Consider the following 21,991-nt stretch of genomic DNA (forward strand, 5'->3'; position numbering starts at 1 on the left):
GTTGCGAACCGGATCACCTTGCAGAAAAGGGAAAACCAGCTCCTTGAACGCGGCCGGATCATCGGTGGCACGGACGATCATGCAGAGAACTCCACTTCGACGAAGTCGGCGACCGGACGATAGCCCACCTGCTGGTAGATCGAGTTGGACGTCGGATCGGCAAGGTTCGTGTACAGACAGGCCTGATTGCCGGCAGAACGGATCTCGGCGGACACGTGGCTCGTCAGAGCCCCGGCGTACCCCTGCCGCCGATGCTCGGGCGGCGTGTACACCGGCCCGACACGGCAGACGCCGAAGACCGGCAGGTGATGAGCGACCATGCTCACGGGCTCATCGTCGACCGTCCAGAGCCAGAGCCGCCGTTCGCGCAGGTGCAGCCTCGACCAGTCCAGGTAGTCGCCCCCGATCTCCTGCCCGAACCCAGTTGCTCCCCACGCGGCGATCAGCTCGACGTCAGCCGCGGTCATGAGGCGTGGCTGCCCATCCGCCGGCAGCGGAGTCAACGTGTCCAGCTTGTGCAGACGAGCGGCTCTGACCTCGGTCGCCCGGCAGCCGCGCCGCGCACACCACCGATCGGCGAAGCGGTCCGCGACGACGCGATCGCCTGCGACCCCTGGCGCGTCCGGCACCGCTTCGAAGAAGGCATCGGCGACGATCTCGGCGTACTTCGGCTGCAGCGCGCCCAGATAAATCAGTCGGCCCGGGGCCTGGATCGCGGCGCCCGCCACCGCGTCGTCGTACACCGAGACGAAGTACGCAGGCTCATGCTCGGACCGTGGATTGTCGGCGTGTTCCTGCACACTGGTCAGGATGATCAGGTTCCGCACCGGATCGCGTTGCAGGAAAGGGAAAACCAGCTCCCGGTACGCCGACGCGTCCGACGTGAGCTGCGCTCTCACGTGCTGAACTCCACATCGACGAAATCGGCCACCGGGCGGTAGCCGGCCTCGTAGTAGATCTTGTTGGAGGTCGGGTTGGCCAGGTCCGTGTAGAGGCAGGCCTGGTTGCCGTCGGCAAGGATCATCGCGGAGACGTGGCTGGTCAGCGCGCCGGCGTACCCGTGGCGCCGGTGCTCCGGTGGCGTGTAGACCGGACCGACCCGGCAGACGCCGAAGAGCGGGAGGTGGTAGCCGACCATGCTCACCGCCTCGCCGTCGACCTCCCACATCCACATCGTCCCGTCCGCCAGCCGGCCGCCGGCCCACTCGTGGTGGCCGCTCGACAGCTCCTCCGCGAAACCGTCCTTGCCCCAGGCGGCGACCAGGTCGACTTCGTCGGCGTTCATCGGGCGCGGCGTTCCGCCGTCCGCCGAGAGGGGCGTGAAGTCGATCAGCTTGTGCAGCCGGGTGCCGCGTGTCTCCGTCAGGTTCCCGCCGCGCCGCTCGACCCACCGCGCCGCGAACCGGTGCGCGGCCGGTCGGTCGCCCGCGACACCGGTGAGCTCGGGCAGTACGTCGGCGTAGGCATCGGCGATCGGCTCGGCGAGGGCATCCCGCAGCGCGCCGAGGTACACACCGCGGCCCGGCGTACGCATCGCCACGCCGACCACGTCCGGATCGTGCACGGAGACGTAGTACGACGGCTCGGACTCGGCTCGCGCCGTACCGTTCGCGCGCTCGTGGACGTTGCTCATGATGATCGTGTGCAGCACCGGATCCTGTTGCAGGAAAGGGAACACGGTCTGCTCGAACACCTGCGGATCGCTCGTCACCCGGACTTCCATGGCCCGGATCGTACGCCTGGGGACGGTTGCGGGTCGTCCGGATTTACACCGCGACCAGGTCCACCACGCGGTTGTTGCTGCTCGGCCCGACCTGGCTGCAGCGGCTGTCCGACATCAGCCCGCTGAAGCACGTCGTGAACGGTGTCCGCGCCCTGTTCCGCGGCGACATCAGCAGCTCGGCGTCGCTGTGGGGTTCTGGGTCGTGCTGCTCACAGTGATCGGTCTCGCCGTCGGAGCGCGCACTTTCCGTAAGGAGTCCGCCTGACGCTAGGCACTGTTCATTTGGTGGTCGCTCAGCGCCACTAGCGTCGGGCGTATGCGTTCGCCGATGGTCCGTGGGCTGGTCGGCTCTGTCGTCGTTGCTCTGGCCAGTCTGGTGACCTCGGTGGTGCCCCAGTCCTCGTGGGTAGCCAGTCTGCCGATCACCGGCGATCTTCGGCACTCATTGATCGGCCGGATGGTCGGCCTGACGTTCATGGTCGCTGGGCTCGGGCTGATGGCCTGGGCCTGGCTGGCCGTGGGCCGCCGCGTCATGGCCGGCGAACGGTTCCCGCTGCTCCGCATGACGGCGTACTGGAGCGCACCGCTGTTGCTGGCGCCGCCGCTGTTCAGCCGGGACGCCTGGAGCTACGCCGCCCAGGGCGCTCTGGTCGCCAAGGGCTACAACCCGTACGACGTTGGTCCCGGCGTACTGTCCGGCCACATCATCGAGGCAGTCGACCCGATGTGGATGCAGACACCTGCGCCGTACGGTCCGCTGCCGCTCGCGTACGGCGGTCTGGTCGCGCACGTCACCATGAACCCGTACACGCTGATGCTGGCGCACCGCCTCCTCGCCGTCCTGGGCATCGTGCTCATCGCCTGGGCCGTACCGCGCCTGGCGAGCGCGTGCCGGGTCGATCCGGTCTTCGCGACCTGGCTGGTCGTGCTGAACCCGATGCTGATCACCCATGGCATCGGCGCGGCGCACAACGACGTACTGATGATCGGACTGGCCTGCAGCGCGTTCGCACTGGCGCTGACTGGCCGGTGGGGTACGGCGGCTGTCGTGGCGGGAGCCGCTGCCGCGGTGAAGCTGCCGGGCGGTCTCGTGGTGATCGCTATCGCCGCAGTGATGAGTCCACTGGCCGGGCGGCTGCTCCGATTCGCCAGTCTGGTGATTGCTGGGGCTGTGTCGGTGCTGACGCTGTTCACGATCGGTGCGCTGACCGGTGTGGGCTCTGGGTGGTTCGGTGCGCTCGATGTGCCGGGGCTGGTCCGGTCGCCGTTCTCCGTTGCCAATCTGATCGGTATGGCGGCGTCCGGCGTACTCAGCTGGCTAGGTGAGGACACTGCGGCGTCGCAGGCTCTCCAGATCGTCCGACTGGTCGGAATGGTCGCTGCGCTCGGGCTGATCGCAGTACTGAGTCTCCGGTCGTCGATCCACTACGCGGCGCGTGCTGTCGGCATCGCATTGCTGGCGGTGGTCGTGCTGGGTCCCAGCGCGCACGACTGGTACTTCCTGTGGTGCCTGCCGTTCCTGGCCGTCGCACGACCGGGGCGGAAGCTGACGACGATCATCACGGCGGTCAGTCTGATCTTCACGATCGCGGCACCGCTGAACTCGTCGCTGCGCGGCGCGACGATCCCGATCCTGACCACGACGGCTCTCGTCGTCGCCGTGGCGTTGACGCTGCTCAACCACCTCAGGACGCTGCACCCGGCGCGGACGCCGGAGAAGGTCCCGGTTACAGCGGCTTGAGCGTGGCCACCATCGCCTCACCCAACGGGCGGTGGTCGTCGCGCGAGACCTTCACCTCGACGACATCCATGCCGGCGACCGTCGGCGTGAGCGCAGTCCGCAGCTCGTCGACCGTCTCGACGCTCACGTACGGCGTACCCGTCGCGGCGCACAGTGCGCCCAGGTCCACGTTGTGCGGCGTACCGAAGACCCGCTCGAAGTGCGTGGCGTGCGTCGGGTCACCCTGCTCCAGCGTGGAGAAGATGCCACCGCCGTTGTCGTTGACGACCACGATCCGCAGGTCGGGGCGGGCCTCGTCCGGGCCGATGACGAGCCCGTTGCTGTCGTGCAGGAACGCGAGATCGCCGATCAGCGCGTACGTCGGGCCCGCGTTCGCCAGCGCGGCGCCGACGGCCGTCGAGATCGTGCCGTCGATACCGGCCAGACCGCGGTTGGCGATCGTTCGGATCGGAACGACCGGGGCGAGGTCGAGGTCGCGGATCGGGTTCGAGGACGCGACGACGAGCATGCCGTCAGCGCCGACGACCTCGCCGACGAGCGCCGCGACGCGCGGTCCGCTCAGTCCGTCCGCGAGCACCTTGTCGATCTCCGGACGCGCCAGCTGATCCGCGTGCTGCCACTGCTCGAGCCAGTCGGTGGTGTCCGGCCCGGTGACCTCCAAGGCGGTCACCACGGACTTGGCCCGGCGCGCCGGGTCCGGCCACAGCCCGGTCGGCGCCACCACGACCACCTCGACGTCCGTCCGCGCCAGCAACTTCGAGATCGGGCGCGACAACGTCGGATGCCCGAAGACCAGTACACGCTCGATCTGATCACTCAATGAGCTTGCCTGCAGCAACAACCGGTACGCCGCGATCACCGCCGGCCCGGTCCGCGCCCGGCTCGACGGCTCGGCGAACAACGGCCATCGCCCAGCCTCAGCAGCCAGTCGTGCCGCCTGCGAAGCCCCGTCACCCGCAACCACCACAGTCCGAGGCCCCGGAGACACTGCCGCCGGATGAACAGTCGCCGCATGCACAGCCGTCCACGGCCCGGTGCTACGCCCACTCAACGCTTCTGGCCAGTCAGGTCCGTCAGTGGGCACCAAGGGTTCCGAGAGCGGGCAGTTGAGCTGGACCGGTCCCGGGTCGGCGGAGCGAGCCCCTGTCGCGTTGGCGACCGCACGCGCGACCTGGGACCGCCAGTACGCCACCTGTCCGATCTCACGGACCGGCGTACCCATCTCGTGGAACAGCCGGACCGCAGAGCCGAACACCTTGATCTGGTCGGTCGTCTGGTTCGCACCGCTACCTCTGAGGGCCGGTGGGCGATCCGCGCTCAGCACGATCAGCGGGAGCCCGCTGTGCGATGCCTCCAGTACGGCGGGGTGCAGGTTCGCCACCGCCGTACCGGACGTGGTGACCACCGGGACCGGCAGACCGGTGCCGCGCATCAGACCGATGGCCAGGAATCCCGCCGTACGCTCGTCGATCCGCACATGCAGTCTGAGCCGCCCGCCGCGATCCGCCTCCGCGAACGCCAACGCCAGTGGCGCGCTCCGGGAACCTGGTGAGACCACCGCTTCCCGGACGCCGTTGCGGATCAGCTCATCGACCACCACAGTCGCAAAGGCCGTGGACGGGTTCATCCCGCACTCCTCACTCGCATCAGGCGTTCTTCCCACACTTTGGTCCGCTCCGCGTCGGCTCGTGCCGCATCCAGCAGCTGCGCGTCCGGCACAACTCGCTTCACCGGCAGGAATCCGTCGACTGCAACTAGTGGCTCCGCAACTAGTTCGGATGTGAACATCGACACCGTCGCCAGCCCACACGCATAAGGAAGTTCCGGCAACGCCGCCGCCAGCGCGACGCCCGCCGCGATCCCAACCGAGGTCTCCAACGCCGACGACACGACAACCGGCAGCCCGATCTGCTCGGCGATCTCCAGGCACGCCCGGACTCCGCCGATCGGCTGCACCTTCAGTACGGCGATGTCCGCGGCGTCGAGCTTCTTCACCAGCAAGGGATCCTCGGCCCGCCGGATCGACTCGTCGGCCGCCACGGGTACGTCGGTCCGCCGCCGTACCTCGGCCAATTCCTCCACGGTCGCCGACGGCTGCTCGACGTACTCGAGGTCGAAACGCTGTAACTCTTTGAGGCTCCGCACGGCCTGGTCGACGGACCACGCACCGTTCGCGTCGATCCGCACGTGTCCGGTGCCGATCGCGTCTCGTACCGCCTCGACGCGTGCGAGGTCGTCGGCCAGCGTCTGACCCGGCTCGGCCACCTTCACCTTCGCCGTGCGGCATCCGCTTGCCCTGACAATCTCCGCCGCCTTCTCAGGGCCGATCGCGGGCACGGTGCAGTTGACGGGGACCCGGTCGCGCACCGGCGCCGGCCACCCGAGTTCGGCGGCCTCGCGAGCCGCTCGCAACCAGGACACGCAGGTCGGGTCGTCGTAATCCAGGAACGGGCTCCACTCAGCCCACCCAGCCGGCCCTTCGAACACCATGCCTTCGCGGACCGTGATGCCACGGAACTTGTTCTTGAGCCCGATCGAGTACGTGATCACCGCACGCCTTCCAGCAACCCCTGCCGATCAACCTTGCCCGAAGCAAGCATCGGCAACGCCTCCAGCCTGATCACGTCCTGCGGAGCCCATGCCCTAGGCAACGTCTCGCTCACCCAGTCCCGCAACTCTTCGCGCCCGGCCGCGCCCGCCGAAGCGACCACGAACGCGACCACTCGCGTCCCCCACTCCGCGTCCGGAACGCCCAGCACGACCGCGTCCTTCACCAGTGGATGCTCGAGGATCCGCGCCTGCACCGTGGTCAGCGTGACATTGACCCCGCCGGAGATCACCACATCGTCGACCCGGCCGACAACCCGCAACCGACCGTCCAGCAGTTCGCCCCGGTCCTGCGTCCGGAACCACCCATCCTTCATCACCTCGGCCGTCAGCTCCGGCCGCAACCGGTACCCGGAGAACAGCGTGCTCCCCTTGATCAGGATCCGCTGTTCGTCATCGAGCGAGATCGAGGTGCCGTCGAGCGGCACTCCGGCGTACACACAGCCGCTCCCGGTCTCGGTCATCCCGTACGCCGGGATCGCCGTGACTCCCGCCTCCGCCGCCTTCATCTTCAACGGCTCCGGGGTCGACGCCCCACCGATGATGATCGCGTCGAACGACCGCAGCGCATCCGCGTCGGTCTCGAGATAGCGCGCCAGCTGTGTCGGGACCATCGCCGTGTACCGCCGAGCGCCTGTCATCGCGGCAGCGCTCTCCGTGAAGCTCTCGCCGAGCATGACCGGCGTCGTGCCCGCGACCAGCGATCGCGTGAGGATCTGCAACCCGCCCACGAAGTACGGCTTCATCGGCAGCAGCCACTGCCCCGGGCCACCGAGCCGATCGTGCGTCGCCAGCGCAGATGCGATCAGCGCCTCCCGCGACAGGAGCACGCCCTTCGGTTCGCCTGAGGACCCGGAAGTGGTCAGCACGACCGCACAGTCATCCTCGACCGGCTCGCCCGGCACCGCCGCCTGCTCGACCCGCGCAGCCCCGACGGCATCCTCCGGCGCCGGCGCGAACGGCGTACCGCTACCGTCCAACACACCGGCAAGCGCCGCCAGCACCGCATCCGGTGTCCCCGAAACCAGCCGCAATCTAGCCATAACACCCCGAGCGTACGGCCCACCTCCGTGCGCCCGACTCGCGGCTGACAGAATCGACGGTCATGGCCACACCTGCCCAGTGGATCGAAGGCGCCCGCCCGCGCACGCTGCCCGCCGCGATCTCTCCTGTTCTCGTCGGAACCGGCGCGGCCGCGTACCTGGACGGCTTCGTCTGGTGGAAGGCGCTGCTGGCCCTCGGCGTCGCCCTGGCGCTCCAGATCGGCGTCAACTACGCCAACGACTACAGCGACGGCATCCGCGGCACCGACGAGAACCGCGTCGGCCCGCTGCGCCTGGTCGGCTCCAAGGTCGCCTCTCCCGGCCAGGTCAAGGCCGCAGCCTTCACCTGCTTCGGCATCGGCGCCGCGCTCGGCATCGTCCTCGCCGCCACCACCACCTGGTGGCTCCTGGTCGCCGGCGCCGCCTCCCTCCTCGGCGCGTGGTTCTACACCGGCGGCAAACGCCCGTACGGCTACCGTGCGCTCGGCGAGGTCAGCGTCTTCCTCTTCTTCGGCCTGGTCGCCGTCCTCGGCACGACGTACGTCCAAGCCGAAACCATCACCTGGCCCGCGGTCGCCGGCGCCGTCTCGGTCGGCTCGATCGCCTGCGCGCTCCTGGTGGCCAACAACCTCCGCGACATCCCGACCGACTCCGTCACCGGCAAACGCACCCTCGCCGTGGTTCTGGGCGCCCCGCGCTCGCGTCAGCTGTACGCCGCGCTGGTGATCCTCGCGTTCGTCCTGGCCGCGGTCTCCGTGATCGCCACCCCCTGGACCCTCCTCGCGTTCATCGCCGCACCGCTCGCGATCAAGTCCATCCGCGTGGTCCTCAGCGACGCCGTCGGCCCCGCCCTGATCCCGGTCCTCAAGGGAACCGGCCAAACCGAACTCCTCTACGCCATCGGCCTGGCCGTCGGCCTCGCGCTGGGCGGGTAGTCCGGCAGGACCAAGCCGCTGTTGGCCTCTCGGCCCTCGTCGCCTGTCATGGTCGCCTCGCGGAGTTTCGCGTTGCGGGCGTCGAGCAGTTCTTGGGTGCTAGGGGCAACTACCTGCTTGCCGATCTCGACCAGCGCCTGGTTGTCCTCGACGAACTCGCGGATCCGGTTCTCGTACGCCGTGAACGCCTCGGCGTGATCGGCATGCGTCGCCAGCTCGCCGGCCAGCACGTACGCGCCGACCAGCGAAACGCTTGACCCCTGACCGGACATGAACGAGGTCGCGTACGCCGCGTCCCCGACCAGCGCGACCCGCCCGCGTGACCAGGTCGGCATGTGGATCTGACTGACCACATCGAAGAACAGATCATCGGCGTCCCGCATCGCGGCGACCAGTCGCGGTACGTGCCAGCCCTGGTCGGGGAACGTCGCGGCGACCAGTTCGCGCTGCGCCTCCGGGTCGCGGAAAGCGTCGTACGGCGGCTCGTCCTGCCAGAACGTGAGGAAGCCGTGCAGGACTTCGCTCGGCTCGTGCGCGTAGAGCACCGCGGCTCGGCCCGGGACGTTCCAGGAGACGCCCTCATGGGCGAGCCCGAAGTCGTTGGCCAGCGTGAATCCGGCGAACGTGTAGCCCTGATAGGCGTGGAACTGCTCCTCCGGGCCGAAGACGAGCCGCCGTACGTTCGAGTGCAGCCCGTCGGCGCCGATGACGAGATCGAACGTCCGCCGTACGCCGCTCTCGAGGAGAACCTCGACCCGATCCCCGCGATCGTCGAGCTCGGCGATCGAGTCACCGAACAGGAACTCGACCCGGTCCCGGATCGGCGTGTAGAGCGCGTCGGCGAGATCACCACGGCGTACCTCGAGGTCGAGCCCCTCCGTGCCGCCGGTCATCGCCTCGGGCCGGATCGCGGCGATGGGCTCGCCGTCGGCGTCCACGAACGAGATCCGCTGCGTGGCGACATGCGCCCTCCGCAGCTGCGGCAGCAGTCCCATCCGGTCGGCGACGTCCCGCGCCGTACCCCGGATGTCGATCGCGTACCCGCCGCCGCGGACCTGCGCGGCCTTCTCGACCACGGTCACGTCGAAGCCGTACCGATCCAGCCAGTAGGCCAACGCCGGCCCGGCGATGCTTGCACCTGAGATCAGAACAGCGGTCATGATGGTGACCCCTTCCAGAAGTATGTACCTTAGGTATCTAACTTCTCGATCATAAACATACCTAAGGTAGGTAATCAAGTGACCGCTGACTCCGGCGACGAGCTGGCGTTGCTCCCGCGACTGGCTCAGTTGGGTACGGCGATGAACCGCGGCCGGGTCGCCCAGCAGGCGATGGAGGCGACCGGGCTGGCGCTGGACCGCCCGGCAATGACGATCCTGCTGACCCTCTCGATGGCTGAAGGCCCCCTCCGCGTCGGCGAGATCGCCGACCGCATGCAAGTCGTCGGCCCCCACGTCACCCGCCAGGTCCAGGCCCTCGAACACCGCGGCCTCGTCCAACGCGTCACCGACCCCAACGACCGCCGAGCCAGCCTGATTGAACCCACCAGAACCGGCACCGAAGCCGCAAACCGCTACACCTCGACAATCACCGACTGGTTCCGCGAGGTAGTCGCCGACTGGCCCACCAACGACCGCACAGAACTCAACCGCCTCCTGACCAAACTCACCAACGACATCGCCACCCGCCTCACCGACTCCTGAGGGCCCTTCAAGCCAAGTCGTGGACTTATCCGCCGCCCCGAACGACGATGCAGGCAGATGACCATCCGACAGGCGTCAGCCAGGTCTGCCGAACGTGGGGGAACTGATGTCAGGAATATGGGGTCTCGGCGACGAGGGCCAATGGCGACCGCTAACCGCTGCTGGATTCGTGCTCGAAGCCGACTTGCACGACCTGATCGAGCAGACACCGGCCATGCTGCCGCTGGCTGGAGCACCGCGCTTGGCAGTTATTGGCAAAGAGGTCAGGTGCGGACCTGAGCGTGCGGACCTCGTGGCGGTCGAGGTCGAGAGCGGCAGACCTGTCGTCATCGAGGTGAAACTGGCAGCAAACACAGATCGGCGGCGCTCGCTGACGCAGGTGCTTGGCTATGCGGCCTACCTTCGCCGGCTCGACAGCGAAGGGCTCCACACCCTGCTACGCGACTATCTCGGGCGCCACGGGTACGCATCGATCGCCGACGCCGCTGCCGCCGCGACTGAAGGCGATCCGAACTTCGATGAAGACTCATTCAACACGCGCCTCCAGGACGCTTTGTCGGACGGTCGGTTGCGAGCGGTCGTCGTCCTCGACGAAGCGCCAGGTGATTTGGTCGATCTTGTCGGCTACCTGCAGGAGGTGACCAGCGATCGTCTGGCCCTCGACCTGGTGGTGGTGACGGCGTACGAGGTAGCCGGCCAGCGCATCCTGGTTCCTCAACTGGTGGAGCCGGACCGCACGCAACTGACGGCCGAATCAGCTGGAACAGGCAAGCCCTCCTCCGCAAGCGAGATCCTGCTTGGCTCCGACGAGTTCGAAGGCTCCATCGGCACCGTCGCCGCCGAACAGCGACCATCATTACGACGACTGCTGGAGTGGGCTCAGGCGCTGGAGAATGATGGCCTCGCGACCCTCTACACGTCGATCGGCAAGGGACGCTGGGTGCTCAACCCACGCCTGCCAGGGCAGTCCCGCGCCATGGTGTCGATCTGGAACGAGAACGGGCCATATCTCTCCCCGTATCGCACAGTCTTCGAGCAGGAAGCGCCCACTACACTCGCAAAACTCGACGAGGTTCTTCCGAACGAGATCGGCCGCGGTAACTACATCCAGACCCAGCTCGACGATGCGCTGCTGGCGCTCATGCGCGAGGCATACGCGGAGTCCAGAGAACGCCGCCAGCTGGCAGCAAACCCATTCAGCGGTGGGCGGGAGCGCGCATAGCTGGCGCGTCGGAGGAGCCAAGCGACGACTGATCGACTGCGGAGCACGCGGGGGCTGACCACCTTCCCCCATCACCACACTCCCCAGGTAGCCCCAGTTACTCCGGTTCGGTCCAGGTGCCGGTGCGGGTGAAGGTTTCGAGCGTGGTGGTGTACGGCATGATGTCGATGCCGCTGGTCCGTAGCCAGGCGTCGTCGTAGTACGTGTTGCCGTAGCGTTCGCCGCTGTCGCACAGGAGGGTGACGATGCTGCCGCGCGACCCGGTACGACGCATCTCCGCGGCCAACCGCAGCGCGCCCCAGAGGTTGGTGCCGGTGGAGCCGCCGACGAGCCGACCGGTGACGCGGGAGCAGAAGCGCATCGCGGCGATCGAGGCCGCGTCGGGGACCGAGATCATCCGGTCGACGACGCCCAGCACGAACGACGGCTCGACGCGTGGCCGGCCGATGCCTTCGATGCGGGACGGGCGGCCGGTGGAGAAGTCGTGGTCGCCGGCCTCGAACGCCGGGAAGAACGCCGAGTTCTCCGGGTCGACCACCGCGACCGACGTGTCGTATCGCTGGTAGCGCACATACCGCCCGATGGTCGCCGACGTACCACCGGTCCCGGCGCCGACCACGATCCACGTCGGGATCGGGTGCTGTTCGAGCGACAGCTGCCCGAAGATCGACTCGGCGATGTTGTTGTTGCCACGCCAGTCCGTCGCGCGCTCGGCGTACGTGAACTGGTCCATGTAGTGCCCGCCGGTCTCCTCGGCCAGCCGCTTGGCCTCGCCGTAGATCTGGCCGGAGCGTTCGACGAAGTGGCAGCGGCCGCCGTAGAACTCGATCAGCTCGACCTTCTCGGGGCTGGTCGAGCGCGGCATCACCGCGACGAACGGGAGCCCGAGCAGCCGCGCGAAGTACGCCTCGCTGACGGCCGTGGACCCGCTGGACGCCTCGATGACCGTGGTGCCTTCGTGGATCCAGCCGTTGCAGAGGGCATAGAGGAACAGCGACCGGGCGAGCCGGTGCTTGAGCGAGCCGGTCGGATGGACGGACTCGTCCTTGAGGTACAGGTCCACGCCGGTACCTTCCGGCATCGGGAACACGTGCAGATGGGTGTCCGCGCTGCGGTTCGCATCGGCGTCCACGATCCGGATCGCCTCGGACACCCAGGCGCGTGCTTTGTCGTCCCGCCGGTCGACCTCGCGGCACACCCTGTCAGCCTCACTCATGCGGGCCAGGCTAGGACCTACAGCCCGATTTGAGTATTCCTACGCTCGGTGACCGGCGTCCGCGAGGCGAGGATCGCAGACATGATCCCCCTCGGAGCGGTCGAGTTCTCCCCCGGCGACGTCGCCCTGATCCTCGCCGTACTGACCCTCGGCGCCACCGCCCTCGCCCTCCCCGCGACCCTTACCTTCGCCTGGGTCGGGCACCTCCGGGCCAAGGATCACCCGGGCTGGGCTGCGTTCGGATACTGGCTGACAGGTACGGCGATCTGCCTCGCCACGACCGCGCTCGCGGCAGGCCAGGGCCTCGGCTGGTGGGCGGTGCCCATGGGCTGGCTACCGACCCTGTTGCTGGCCGTAGCGCTCAAACCTCGATCAGACCCACGGGCGAGCTAAGTTGGGGGTCCATGACGACCGGGAAGCAGGGGGAGCGATGAGCGAGAACGGCGATCGGCCGACACGGCAGCGGGTGACGTTGACCGATATCAGTTCGCGGGCGTGGGAGCACCCTGCGGACCGCGGTGCGCTGGTGGCCCTGCGGCAGTTAAAGGGCTTCGACTACTTGCTGCGGAAGATGTCGGGGATGATCAACGAGCGCGCGTTCCGGCTGCAGTTCCTCGGCGGGGCGATCCGGGTGGACGAGCGGCAGTTCCCGACCGTGCACCGGCTCTACACCGAGGCCGCCGCCACCTTGGACGTCCGCCAGCTTCCCGAGCTGTACGTCACCAACAGCCCGATCTGGAACGCGATGACGATCGGCATGGACAAGCCGTTCATCGTCGTGAACAGCGCGCTGATCCAAGGCATGGACGAGGAGGAGTTGCGGTTCGTCCTCGGTCACGAGCTCGGTCACGCGCAGAGCGGCCACGCGCTGTACCAGTCGCTCCTGCTCTGGCTGATGCGTCTCACCGGCGCACTGAACTGGATGCCGATCGGCGCTCTCGGCCTCCGCGCGATCGTCGCCGCCCTGCACGAGTGGTCCCGCAAGGCCGAGCTGTCGGGTGACCGCGCCGGTCTGCTCGCGGCCCAGGACCCGGCGGTCGCGCTGCGCGTCCAGATGAAGCTCGCCAGCGGCGGTCAGCTCGGCGAGCTCGACACGACGACGTTCCTTGCGCAGGGCACGGAGTACGAGAGTGCCGGCGACCTGCGCGACAGCGTGCTGAAGCTGCTGCTGCTCGAGGCGCAGTCGCACCCGATGGCTGTGATCCGCGCGCACGAGCTGCGCCGCTGGGTCGACGAGGGCGAGTACACGACGATCGTGTCCGGCGACTACCCGAAGCGCCAGGACGATGCGAACGCGTCGATCTCGCAGGAGGCGAAGAACGCGGCCAAGTCGTACACCGACGCGTTCAACCGCTCGCAGGACCCGCTGGCCAAGCTGCTCCGCGACCTCGGCGACGGCCTCGGCGGCGTCCGCGACTGGGTCTCCTCGAGGTTCCCACCCCGAAACTGACTGGTCTCCACTCCGGGCCGACTGCGATCCTGTCCGCGTGATCGAGATACAGGCCATCGGCCCGGACGACTGGAAGTCCTGGAGCGAGCTCCGGCTCGCCGCACTCGCGGAGGCGCCGTTCGCCTTCGGTTCGCAGCTCGCGGACTGGGTGGACGCCCCCGAGGAACGCTGGCGGGAGCGGCTCAGTGCGCCCGGCGCGTACCAGGTGATCGCCTCGATCGACGGTACGCCAGCCGGCATGGCCGGCGGATTCCCGGACGATGACGCGGCCGAGCTCGTGTCGATGTGGGTCGCCCCCGCCGGTCGCGGGAAAGGCGTCGGCAACGCACTGATGACCGCAATCGAGGACTGGGCCCGCGGGATCGGCGCCACCACCCTGAAGCTGTCTGTTGTCCCCGGCAACGACCCGGCGCACAACCTCTACCTGCGCCACGGGTACGTCGACACCGACGAGCCCGGCGACCTGATGGCGGACGGCGTGACCCGCGAACTCGTGATGCAGAAACCCCTGTAGACAAAGACGAAAGGCCCGCTTCCCCCCTCCCGGGAAGCGGGCCTTTCGAGTATCAACGGCACTCAGCCCATGTGGACCGGGCTCTGACCGTCGTTGGCCAGGTCCTTGTGCTTGATCGACAGGCCGATCAGCGTGATCAGCGCGGCGCCCAGCGCCAGGAACGCGGACCACACGAACGCGCGGGTGAACCCGTGCGTCGTGGCCAGTGCAGTGAACTGTCCCTGCAGCTGCTTGATCTGGTCCGGCGACTGCCCGGACTCGGCCGCCTTCTGCAGGCCCGGGGCCAGCTCGGCGAACTTGTCCTTGATCGCGCTGGTGGAGATCGTGCCCAGCAGCGCCAGGCCGACCGCACCACCGATCTGCTGGACCGTGTTCAGCACCGCCGATCCGACACCGGAGTCCTCCGCGGCCACACCGCTGACCGCGGTCAGCGTGAGCGGCACGAAGATCAGGCCCATACCGAACGAGAGCACCAGGATGTACGGCAGCAGGTGCGTCCAGTACGTCGAGTCGACCTCGAGCCGGCTGAATCCGAACATGCCGGCCGCCACGAAGACGCCACCGGTACCGGCGATCCACCGCGGGTCCATCCGCGCCACCAGCGTCGACGCGACCTGGGCCGCGAGCACGATGCCGACACTGAACGGCAGGAACGAGATACCGGTCTTCAGCGCGCTGTAGCCCATGATGCTCTGCACGAAGATGCCCAGGAAGTAGAACATCGAGAACATCGCCGCACCGACGATCAGCATCACGAAGAAGCTGACCCCACGGGTCCGGTTCGCGAGGATCCGGAACGGCATCAGCGCGTGCTTCGACCGGGCCTCGATACCGAGGAAGATCCCGATCAGCGCCAGACCGCCGAAGATGTACGTCAGCGTGAGCGCGTCGCCCCACCCGTTGGTCGCGGCGTGCGTCAGGCCGTAGACCAGCGAGGTCAGACCCAGGGTGCCGGTGATGGCGCCGGGCAGGTCGAACTTGCCGGTCTGCCGCTCGGACTCACCCAGGAACCGGAAGGCCAGTACGGCGACCAGCAGGCCGATCGGCGTGTTGATGAAGAACGTCCAGCGCCAGGACGCCTCGGTCAGCGCCCCACCCAGGATCAGACCGACGGCGGCGCCGGCCCCGGACATCGCGGCGTACACGCCCATCGCCCGGTTGCGCTCCTTGCCGGCCGGGAACGTCGTGGTGATCAGCGCGAGCGCGTTCGGCGAGGCCGCCGCGGCCGCGAGACCCTGCAGGATCCGGCTGATCAGCAGCACGCTCTCGCTCTGCGCGATACCGCCGACGAACGACGCCAGGCCGAACAGGACCACACCGAACACGAAGACCTTGCGGCGACCGAGGATGTCACCGATCCGGCCGCCGAGCAGCAGCAGACCGCCGAAGGCCAGCGCGTACGCGTTGACCACCCACGGCAGCGACGCGTCGCTGAAGCCGAGCGCGCCCTTGATGTGCGGCAGCGCGATGTTGACGATGGTGCCGTCCAGCACCACCATCAGCTGCGCCATGCAGATCAGCGCGAGCGCGATACCGAGATTGCGGTGGCCGTGGCCGTTGGACTCACCGACCGCGTCGGTCGGCCTGCCTTCCGGCGGATCGGCCTTGATGACTTCTTCGGACATAAGAAACTTTCCCCTCTTGGGCAGACTGTCTTGCTTCACCGCGGACCGGCCCCTCACCGGTCAGCTCACCTGCGACCCCCGCGCCGCAGGCAGGATCACGTTGTCGATCACTCGGAGGATCAGGTCGTCGGTCGGCTCGACGCCGAGGATGTAGGCGTGGTGGATGACCACCGCCGGCAACGTCACCGACAACAGGTCGACGTCGACGTCCGGTGCGATCTCGCCGCGCTCGACGGCACGCTCGTACACCTTGTTGGTCAGGGCCTGCCGGGGCGCCAGGAAGCGCTCACGGAAAGCCTTCTGCAGCTCGGCGTCGCGATGCAGCGCGGTCAGCAGACCGGCGATCACCGACATCGGAAGCTCGTCGGTGAAGCCGCCCGCGCCGCACGACATCGAGATCAGGTCACCGCGCAGGCTGCCGGTGTCGACCTCCTCCGGCATCGGGCACCCCTTGGCCCGGCTGATCGCGTCCACGACCAGTTCGGCCTTGGTGGACCAGCGCCGGTACAGCGTCGCCTTGCTGGCCTTGGCCGCCGTCGCGACCGCGTCCATCGTCAGCCGGTCGTAGCCGAGCTCGGCCACCACCGCCACGGTCGCATCGAGGATCTCCTCCTCACGACCGCCTTCGACCCGCGGCCGCTGCCGAACGCCTACGTTGTCCACGTTCATCACCCTGCGTAGCTACAAGAACACCGATAGAACGAAACTGTTTCGTTTCATCCATCACTCTACGACTCATGTGAAGGAGTGCACAAAGGATTTTGCGGAGATTTCGCCAGTGGCATAAGTCACTGTCCGTACCAGTTGATCACTGGTACAACCCCAGCAGCCCCGCCCGCAGCTCCCCCGCTCGGGAACATCCAGGGCCAACCCTCTCGCCATGAGCAACGTGGATCGACATCGCCCGCCCGTCAACCAGGGTTGCCAATCCAGGGGTGGTTCACCCACCGGGTTGTGGGTTCACCACCGCTACTCCAGGCCGCGAACCCACCACGCGATGGGTGAACCCATCTCGTCGGTCCGCACCGCCCGGAGATCTGCGGCGCCAACCGGCCCACTCGGGGTCGTCCCCCGGGACAGCCACGCCGGTGCGATACCGCGCGGCTGGTTCACACCACCGAATCCACGGGGTCGATCGGCCAGCTCAGGGGTGGCCCCCCAGGGATGGCCGCGCTGGGCGTGTTCTGGCGGCGTTCACCATCCACGCGGCGTTCACCATCCACGCGGCGTTCACCATGCACGCGGCGTTCACCATGCACGCGGCTGCACAGCGGATGGATCTCCGCGGTGTCGACGATCGCGTATGGGGGCGAGCGTCAGTCGTCGTCTTCGGCGGTGCGGGCCTGCTCGAGGCGCTGCGAGATCGTCGCGGCGCGGGTCTCGATCTTGCCGGCCAGCCGTTCGCGGGCGGCGCGCAGTACGAAGATCGAGAGGATCGACGACAGGATCAGGGCGACCAGGAGCAGCGGGAAGATCGTCAGCCAGTTGTTCAGGGCGAACCACAGCACGGCGAAGCAGACGGCGAACAGCGCCGCCCGCAGGCCGGTGTAGATGGCGAACTCTTTCATCTCAGACCCCAGCGTAGGAGTGCAGGCCAGAGACCAACAGGTTCACGCCGACGAAGTTGAAGATGAAGACGAACCAGCCGACGATCGCGATCGTCGCGGCCCGGCGGCCACGCCAGCCGGCGGTCGCGCGGGCGTGCAGGTAGGCGGCGTACACCACCCAGGTCACCAGCGACCAGACCTCCTTGGGGTCCCAGCCCCAGTACCGGCCCCAGGCGTGCTCGGCCCAGATCGGACCGGCCACGAGTACGCCGAACGTCCACAGCGGGAACGCGAACGCGAGCACCTTGTACGCCGTACCGTCCATCGCCTCCGCGCTCGGGAGGCGGCGCAGCGATGCCGACATCGTGCCGCCGGCGAGGACCTTGCGCTCGGCGCGGGCCTTCACGAGGTACAGGACCGAGACGAGGCCTCCGACGGTGAACGCACCACCGGAGATCGCGGCGGACGAGACGTGGATGACGAGCCAGTACGAGTGCAGGGCCGGGACGAGCGGGCCGGCCGGGGTGTAGAGCGCGAGCGAGGCGAGGCCGAGTACGGCGGCGATCACGAAGGTCACGCCGAGGCCGAGCCACTGCAGCTTGTACTTCTGCACGAAGATCAGGTAGACGATCGCCACGGCGAGCGATGCGGTGATGGAGAACTCATACATGTTCCCCCACGGCACCCGCCCCGCCGCCAACCCGCGGGTGACAACACCACCCAGGTGCAGCACGAAGCCCAGCCAGGTCAGCAACAACCCGATCCGGCTCGCCGCATCCATCCGCTCCGAAGACTCGGCGCCTTCGGCGCCGGAGGTGGAGGGGGACGAGGCCGCGCCGGATCCGACGCCCTCGGCGACCCCGGTCGAGCCGGAGGCAACGGCGCTGGAGCCGGAGGCGACGAGCTCGGCCTTGGCTGCTTCCTGCTCCGCGGGAGCCTTTGCGACGGCTGCGCGGCCGAGGGCCCATTCCATGGCGTGGGAGATGAGGGCCAGGACGTAGATCACCGTGGCGGTCGGGATCAGCAGGTTGGAGACTTGTGCGTAGGTCTCCCCGCTCATCCGCGTCCTCGCTTCGCTCCGGGCGCGGATGAGGCTCTGCACGCGCTGTGCTTGATGATGAGCTCACTCCGTTCGCTCATGGCTGCTCCTCGGTGCTCGAGCTGGCTGGTTTGAGGCTCTTGGTGATTGCTTGGATCTCGTCGCCGAGGCCGCGTTCGGGACCACGGTCCAGACCGGCGACCTCGACAACGGTACGCCCGTCCTCGTCCCGGACGCGCACCCAGGTGCGCCGCGGATGCACGAACAGCGAGCCCATCAGCCCGAGGATCGCCAGCAGGATGCCTGCCAGCGCGAGATCAGTACCGGGAGTGTGGCTGATCTGCAGCTTCACCCACCGGCTGTACCCGTTGAACGTGATCGACCCGGCCTTGTCCGGCAGCGCGACGCTCTGCCCGGGCGCGAGCTGGAACCGCCACTTGTCGCCGTTCTGCTGGAACTGCGTCAGCTTGGTCTTGTCCAGCTGGTACACCGACTCCGGCTTACCCGTCTCCGGCTGCGGCCGGCCGTAGTACCCGGTCATCACCAGCTGCGGGTTCAGGTCGTCGGGGAAGACCGACACCGGTCCGTCCGGCCCGATCACCGCGGTCGGCAGGAAGAACCCTTCGAAGCCCAGCGTCATCGGCCGCGCGTCCGGCGCCTTGATCACGCCGAACGACGAGAAGTTCGAGTCCTGCGGCAGGAACGGCGCCGGCCCGGAGAACGCGACGTTCCCCTGCCCGTCCTTGACCGTCACCCGTGGCGCGTATCCGTGCCCGAGCAGGTAGACGCTGCTGCCGTCCAGCTTCAGCGGATGGTTGACCTGCAGCTCGTACGACTTCTCCGGCGCGTCCGGCGTCTCCTGGTAACCGAGCTGCGCCTTGAACTCCCGCGCCGCACCCTTCTGCGGTCCGTCCTCCTGGAACTTCACCTCGAAGTCCTTGACCGTCAGCGAGAACGGCGGCAGATCGTCGTCACCGCTGAACGCCCGCCCCGGCGTGAAGTCGTCGTACTGCGCGACCGTGTTCGAGAACCCGTTGCCCACGACAACCAACACCGTGCCGCGGTAGCCGAACAGCGAACCCCACGCGACACCGACCAGCGCGAGGATCAGCGAGAAGTGGAAGAGCAGGTTGCCCGCCTCGCGCAGATAACCACGCTCCGCGCCGACGCCACCGTCGTACACCTGCACGCGGAACCGGCGCTTGCGCAGCTCGCGGGTCGCGGCCTCGAGTACGCCGTCCGGGGCGTCGACCTCGAAGCGTTCGTACCCGGGCAGCCGGTTCAGGTTCCGTGGCGGCTTCGGCGGCCGCGCCCGCAATCCCCTCGCGTAAACAGAGAGCCGCGGTACGACGCAACCGATCAGCGAGATGAACAGCAGCAGGTAGATCGCCGAGAACCACGCGGACTTGTAAACGTCGAACAGCCCGAGCTTGTCGTACAGCGGACCGAGCGTCTTGTGCGCGGTGAGGAAGTCCGAGACCTTGATCGGGTCGATCGGCGTCTGCGGCACGAGCGATCCGGGCACCGCGCCGAGCGCGAGCAGGAACAGCAGCACCAGCGCGGTCTTCATCGACGTCAGCTGCCGCCAGGTCCACCGCAACCATCCGACCAGTCCCATCGCCGGCGGGCCGGACGGCTCCTCCGGTCCGGACGCGGCCGCGATGCGGTCCTTGACCTCTGTCATCTCAGACCGCCGATCCGAAGTTGGCGACCCACTGCCGCAGGTCCGCGGTCATCGCATCCCACACTCCCGTCAGCAGCAGCAGTCCCACCGCGATCATCAGTACGCCGCCGATCCGGATCACCAGCAGTTGGTGCTTGCGGACCCACGCCACCGCGCCCAGCATCCGCCGGAACGCCAGCGCCGCGACGATGAACGGAATGCCCAGCCCGAGGCTGAACACCAGCGCCAGCGCCGCACCCCGCCCGGTGCTGCCCTCGGTGGTGGCCAGCGTCATCACGGTCCCGAGCGTCGGACCGATACACGGCGTCCACCCGAATCCGAACAGTACGCCGAGCAACGGCGCCGCCGCGATCCCGACCGCCGGAACCCGGTGCACCCGCAGGTCCCGCTGCATGAATCCGAACCCGCCGAGGAAGATGATGCCGAGCACAACGGTCAGCGCGCCGAGCACCCGGGTGATCGCGGTCTGGTGATCGATCAGCAGATCACCGGCCTTGCCGAACACCACCCCGGTCAGGATGAACACCGCCGAGAACCCGGCCACGAACAACGCCGTACCGGCCAGCATCCGGCCGCGCTTGGCGGAGTCCAGCTCGGCAGCGGACAGGCCGGTGACGTAGGAGAGGTAGCCGGGGAGCAGTGGTACGACGCACGGCGAGAAGAACGAGATCGCGCCGGCGAGCACTGCGATCGGCAGCGCTACCAGCATCGACCCCGTCATCGAGTCGGCGAACCACTGTCCCATCAGCTCAACCGGCGTCCTTGACCATGCCGAGCAGAGTCTGCTTCGTCACTTCCCCCACGACCCGCCCGGCGACCTTGCCGGTCTTGTCGATCACCAGTGTGGTCGGGATCGCTGCCGACGAGATCTGCCCGCGGAACCGCAGCAGGCCCTTGCCGTCCGGGTCGTAGAGGTTCGGGTAAGGCACCGCGAACTCCTGGACGAACTTCTTCGCCTGCGCCGGATCGAGGTCGCGCGTGTTCAGCCCGATGAACTGCACCGACGGGCCGAGCTCCTTCGACGCCGCGACCAGGTCAGGCGCTTCTTTGCGGCACGGCGGGCACCACGAGCCCCACACGTTCAGTACGACGACCTTGCCGGTCTGCTCGGACAGCGTCCAGGTCTTCCCGTCCAGCGTCTTCCCGGTCAGCTCCGGCGCGGCCTTCCGGTCCCCGGCCGCGAACACCGACACGTTGCCGTTGCCGCTGACGAAGCCCGACTGACCCTGGCGGTTCTGCGCGGCCTGCTGGCCCGAGCTGCACCCCGCGACGAGGAGCAGTCCGGCCACGGCGACCGCAGTACGACGGAACATCACGCGCCGCCTACGAACTTCTTGGCAGGCTTGACCGGCAGCAGGTCCTTCGCCGGCTCGGAGTACCCGACCGAGACGATCTGGTCGCCGTGGAAGGTGAACGAGGTCAGGCTGGCCAGGCTGCACTGCCGCTTGCGCGGGTCGTGGAACATCCGCCGGCCCTCGATCGCGGACCGGACGATCCAGATCGGCAGCTGGTGCGACACGATCAGCGCCTCGTGCCCGGCGGCCTTCTCCCGGGCGGTCTCGATCGCGTCCCGCATCCGCCGGACGATCTGCTGGTACGGCTCACCCCAGGACGGTTTCCACGGGTTCCGCAACAGCCACCACGCGCTGGGCCGGCGAAGCGCGCCGTCACCGACGCCGAACTTCTTGCCCTCGAACAGGTTCGCCGCCTCGATCACCCGCTCGTCGATGTCGGGCGTGAGCCCGAACACCTTCGCGATCGGCTCCATCGTCTCCTGGGCCCGCTCCAGCGGCGAGCTGACTAGGTGCACGATGTCGCGGCCCTTGACGTGCTCGGCCACCCGCTCGGCCATCGCGCGGCCGAGCTCGGACAGGTGGAAATCGGGGATCCGGCCGTAGAGCACGCCGGTCGGGTTGTACACCTCGCCGTGACGCATCAGGTG

The 21,991-nt window shown here is 68.1% G+C and carries 23 protein-coding genes; 8 read left to right on the forward strand and 15 right to left on the reverse strand.

The window, feature by feature from the left end; translation table 11 throughout:
- Positions 1-77 precede the first annotated feature (77 nt).
- Entirely contained in the window at positions 78-899 is an 822-nt protein-coding gene (locus OHA10_RS06980; RefSeq protein ID WP_371405342.1) for a GNAT family N-acetyltransferase, read from the reverse strand.
- The gene (locus OHA10_RS06985; RefSeq protein WP_371405343.1) at positions 896-1,723 is read right to left on the reverse strand and encodes a GNAT family N-acetyltransferase; all 828 of its coding nucleotides are present in this window, start codon (positions 1,721-1,723) and stop codon (positions 896-898) included. The genes OHA10_RS06980 and OHA10_RS06985 overlap by 4 nt, the downstream gene beginning before the upstream one ends.
- A gap of 26 nt (positions 1,724-1,749) precedes the next feature.
- Here OHA10_RS06985 and OHA10_RS06990 point away from each other — a divergent pair, with 26 nt between their 5' ends.
- Entirely contained in the window at positions 1,750-1,941 is a 192-nt protein-coding gene (locus tag OHA10_RS06990; protein ID WP_371405344.1) for a hypothetical protein, read from the forward strand.
- 98 nt (positions 1,942-2,039) lie between these two features.
- Positions 2,040-3,464 carry a polyprenol phosphomannose-dependent alpha 1,6 mannosyltransferase MptB gene (mptB, locus tag OHA10_RS06995; RefSeq protein WP_371405345.1) on the forward strand — a complete coding sequence of 475 codons (1,425 nt, stop codon included), beginning with the start codon at positions 2,040-2,042 and terminating at the stop codon, positions 3,462-3,464.
- Here the strand turns inward: mptB and menD are convergent.
- From menD to menE, 3 genes are read right to left on the reverse strand one after another with little or no spacing between them, the layout of a single operon-like run.
- Positions 3,451-5,091 carry a 2-succinyl-5-enolpyruvyl-6-hydroxy-3-cyclohexene-1-carboxylic-acid synthase gene (gene menD, locus OHA10_RS07000; RefSeq protein ID WP_371405346.1) on the reverse strand — a complete coding sequence of 547 codons (1,641 nt, stop codon included), beginning with the start codon at positions 5,089-5,091 and terminating at the stop codon, positions 3,451-3,453. The genes mptB and menD overlap by 14 nt on opposite strands.
- Positions 5,088-6,014, reverse strand: a complete 927-nt coding sequence (locus OHA10_RS07005) for an o-succinylbenzoate synthase (protein WP_371405347.1) — start codon at positions 6,012-6,014, stop codon at positions 5,088-5,090. The genes menD and OHA10_RS07005 overlap by 4 nt, the downstream gene beginning before the upstream one ends.
- On the reverse strand, positions 6,011-7,114 hold the full coding sequence (gene menE / locus OHA10_RS07010; protein ID WP_371405348.1) for an o-succinylbenzoate--CoA ligase: 1,104 nt from the start codon (positions 7,112-7,114) through the stop codon (positions 6,011-6,013). Before menE ends, OHA10_RS07005 begins: the two co-directional genes overlap by 4 nt.
- Positions 7,115-7,176: 62 nt before the next feature.
- On the opposite strand from menE, the gene OHA10_RS07015 reads away from it, so the two are divergent.
- Positions 7,177-8,049, forward strand: coding sequence for a 1,4-dihydroxy-2-naphthoate polyprenyltransferase (locus OHA10_RS07015; RefSeq protein WP_371405349.1), 873 nt, complete (start codon positions 7,177-7,179; stop codon positions 8,047-8,049).
- Here OHA10_RS07015 and OHA10_RS07020 read toward each other — a convergent pair.
- Positions 8,007-9,209: an FAD-dependent monooxygenase gene (locus OHA10_RS07020; protein WP_371405350.1), complete on the reverse strand. Its 1,203-nt coding sequence runs from the start codon at positions 9,207-9,209 to the stop codon at positions 8,007-8,009. The genes OHA10_RS07015 and OHA10_RS07020 overlap by 43 nt on opposite strands.
- Positions 9,210-9,287: 78 nt before the next feature.
- On the opposite strand from OHA10_RS07020, the gene OHA10_RS07025 reads away from it, so the two are divergent.
- A complete protein-coding gene (locus OHA10_RS07025; protein ID WP_371405351.1) occupies positions 9,288-9,752 on the forward strand; it encodes a MarR family winged helix-turn-helix transcriptional regulator in 465 nt (154 codons plus the stop codon).
- 169 nt (positions 9,753-9,921) lie between these two features.
- Positions 9,922-10,974, forward strand: coding sequence for a hypothetical protein (locus OHA10_RS07030; RefSeq protein ID WP_371405352.1), 1,053 nt, complete (start codon positions 9,922-9,924; stop codon positions 10,972-10,974).
- A gap of 97 nt (positions 10,975-11,071) precedes the next feature.
- Here OHA10_RS07030 and OHA10_RS07035 read toward each other — a convergent pair whose 3' ends face one another.
- Positions 11,072-12,190 carry a PLP-dependent cysteine synthase family protein gene (locus OHA10_RS07035; RefSeq protein ID WP_371405353.1) on the reverse strand — a complete coding sequence of 373 codons (1,119 nt, stop codon included), beginning with the start codon at positions 12,188-12,190 and terminating at the stop codon, positions 11,072-11,074.
- A gap of 81 nt (positions 12,191-12,271) precedes the next feature.
- Here OHA10_RS07035 and OHA10_RS07040 point away from each other — a divergent pair, with 81 nt between their 5' ends.
- Genes OHA10_RS07040 through OHA10_RS07050 form a run of 3 tightly spaced genes read left to right on the forward strand, consistent with a single transcriptional unit; the run spans position 12,272 to position 14,154 of the window.
- The gene (locus OHA10_RS07040) at positions 12,272-12,583 is read left to right on the forward strand and encodes a hypothetical protein (RefSeq protein ID WP_371405354.1); all 312 of its coding nucleotides are present in this window, start codon (positions 12,272-12,274) and stop codon (positions 12,581-12,583) included.
- A 37-nt stretch (positions 12,584-12,620) separates the two neighbouring features.
- Positions 12,621-13,640 carry a M48 family metallopeptidase gene (locus tag OHA10_RS07045; RefSeq protein WP_137256586.1) on the forward strand — a complete coding sequence of 340 codons (1,020 nt, stop codon included), beginning with the start codon at positions 12,621-12,623 and terminating at the stop codon, positions 13,638-13,640.
- Between the two features lie 37 nt (positions 13,641-13,677).
- The gene (locus OHA10_RS07050) at positions 13,678-14,154 is read left to right on the forward strand and encodes a GNAT family N-acetyltransferase (protein ID WP_371405355.1); all 477 of its coding nucleotides are present in this window, start codon (positions 13,678-13,680) and stop codon (positions 14,152-14,154) included.
- Positions 14,155-14,216: 62 nt separating this feature from the next.
- On the opposite strand, the gene OHA10_RS07055 is transcribed toward OHA10_RS07050, so the two are convergent.
- The 8 genes from OHA10_RS07055 to OHA10_RS07090 form a co-directional block, all read right to left on the reverse strand.
- On the reverse strand, positions 14,217-15,779 hold the full coding sequence (locus OHA10_RS07055) for an MFS transporter (protein ID WP_371405356.1): 1,563 nt from the start codon (positions 15,777-15,779) through the stop codon (positions 14,217-14,219).
- A 60-nt stretch (positions 15,780-15,839) separates the two neighbouring features.
- A complete protein-coding gene (locus OHA10_RS07060; protein WP_371405357.1) occupies positions 15,840-16,442 on the reverse strand; it encodes a TetR-like C-terminal domain-containing protein in 603 nt (200 codons plus the stop codon).
- A 653-nt stretch (positions 16,443-17,095) separates the two neighbouring features.
- Positions 17,096-17,347: a DUF4229 domain-containing protein gene (locus tag OHA10_RS07065; RefSeq protein WP_371405358.1), complete on the reverse strand. Its 252-nt coding sequence runs from the start codon at positions 17,345-17,347 to the stop codon at positions 17,096-17,098.
- Between the two features lies 1 nt (position 17,348).
- A complete protein-coding gene (ccsB, locus tag OHA10_RS07070) occupies positions 17,349-18,386 on the reverse strand; it encodes a c-type cytochrome biogenesis protein CcsB (protein ID WP_371405359.1) in 1,038 nt (345 codons plus the stop codon).
- 76 nt (positions 18,387-18,462) lie between these two features.
- Positions 18,463-20,049: a cytochrome c biogenesis protein ResB gene (locus tag OHA10_RS07075; RefSeq protein WP_371405360.1), complete on the reverse strand. Its 1,587-nt coding sequence runs from the start codon at positions 20,047-20,049 to the stop codon at positions 18,463-18,465.
- Position 20,050: 1 nt separating this feature from the next.
- The gene (locus tag OHA10_RS07080; protein ID WP_137256579.1) at positions 20,051-20,794 is read right to left on the reverse strand and encodes a cytochrome c biogenesis CcdA family protein; all 744 of its coding nucleotides are present in this window, start codon (positions 20,792-20,794) and stop codon (positions 20,051-20,053) included.
- A gap of 4 nt (positions 20,795-20,798) precedes the next feature.
- The gene (locus OHA10_RS07085) at positions 20,799-21,362 is read right to left on the reverse strand and encodes a TlpA family protein disulfide reductase (RefSeq protein WP_371405361.1); all 564 of its coding nucleotides are present in this window, start codon (positions 21,360-21,362) and stop codon (positions 20,799-20,801) included.
- Positions 21,362-21,985: a histidine phosphatase family protein gene (locus OHA10_RS07090; RefSeq protein ID WP_371407908.1), complete on the reverse strand. Its 624-nt coding sequence runs from the start codon at positions 21,983-21,985 to the stop codon at positions 21,362-21,364. Before OHA10_RS07090 ends, OHA10_RS07085 begins: the two co-directional genes overlap by 1 nt.
- Between the last annotated feature and the right edge of the window lie 6 nt (positions 21,986-21,991).

It is taken from the genome of Kribbella sp. NBC_00662 (assembly GCF_041430295.1).
Lineage (GTDB): Bacteria > Actinomycetota > Actinomycetes > Propionibacteriales > Kribbellaceae > Kribbella.

Coding starts and splice junctions, on each gene's coding strand:
- OHA10_RS07035 (WP_371405353.1), bottom strand. CDS start 12,190: ATGAGTGAGGCTGACAGGGTGTGCCGCGAGGTCGACCGGCGGGACGAC.
- OHA10_RS07075 (WP_371405360.1), bottom strand. CDS start 20,049: ATGACAGAGGTCAAGGACCGCATCGCGGCCGCGTCCGGACCGGAGGAG.
- OHA10_RS07040 (WP_371405354.1), top strand. CDS start 12,272: ATGATCCCCCTCGGAGCGGTCGAGTTCTCCCCCGGCGACGTCGCCCTG.
- OHA10_RS07065 (WP_371405358.1), bottom strand. CDS start 17,347: ATGAAAGAGTTCGCCATCTACACCGGCCTGCGGGCGGCGCTGTTCGCC.
- OHA10_RS07090 (WP_371407908.1), bottom strand. CDS start 21,985: ATGCGTCACGGCGAGGTGTACAACCCGACCGGCGTGCTCTACGGCCGG.
- mptB (WP_371405345.1), top strand. CDS start 2,040: ATGCGTTCGCCGATGGTCCGTGGGCTGGTCGGCTCTGTCGTCGTTGCT.
- menE (WP_371405348.1), bottom strand. CDS start 7,114: ATGGCTAGATTGCGGCTGGTTTCGGGGACACCGGATGCGGTGCTGGCG.
- OHA10_RS07045 (WP_137256586.1), top strand. CDS start 12,621: ATGAGCGAGAACGGCGATCGGCCGACACGGCAGCGGGTGACGTTGACC.
- ccsB (WP_371405359.1), bottom strand. CDS start 18,386: ATGAGCGGGGAGACCTACGCACAAGTCTCCAACCTGCTGATCCCGACC.
- OHA10_RS07020 (WP_371405350.1), bottom strand. CDS start 9,209: ATGACCGCTGTTCTGATCTCAGGTGCAAGCATCGCCGGGCCGGCGTTG.
- OHA10_RS07085 (WP_371405361.1), bottom strand. CDS start 21,362: ATGTTCCGTCGTACTGCGGTCGCCGTGGCCGGACTGCTCCTCGTCGCG.
- menD (WP_371405346.1), bottom strand. CDS start 5,091: ATGAACCCGTCCACGGCCTTTGCGACTGTGGTGGTCGATGAGCTGATC.
- OHA10_RS07080 (WP_137256579.1), bottom strand. CDS start 20,794: ATGGGACAGTGGTTCGCCGACTCGATGACGGGGTCGATGCTGGTAGCG.
- OHA10_RS07015 (WP_371405349.1), top strand. CDS start 7,177: ATGGCCACACCTGCCCAGTGGATCGAAGGCGCCCGCCCGCGCACGCTG.
- OHA10_RS06985 (WP_371405343.1), bottom strand. CDS start 1,723: ATGGAAGTCCGGGTGACGAGCGATCCGCAGGTGTTCGAGCAGACCGTG.
- OHA10_RS07055 (WP_371405356.1), bottom strand. CDS start 15,779: ATGTCCGAAGAAGTCATCAAGGCCGATCCGCCGGAAGGCAGGCCGACC.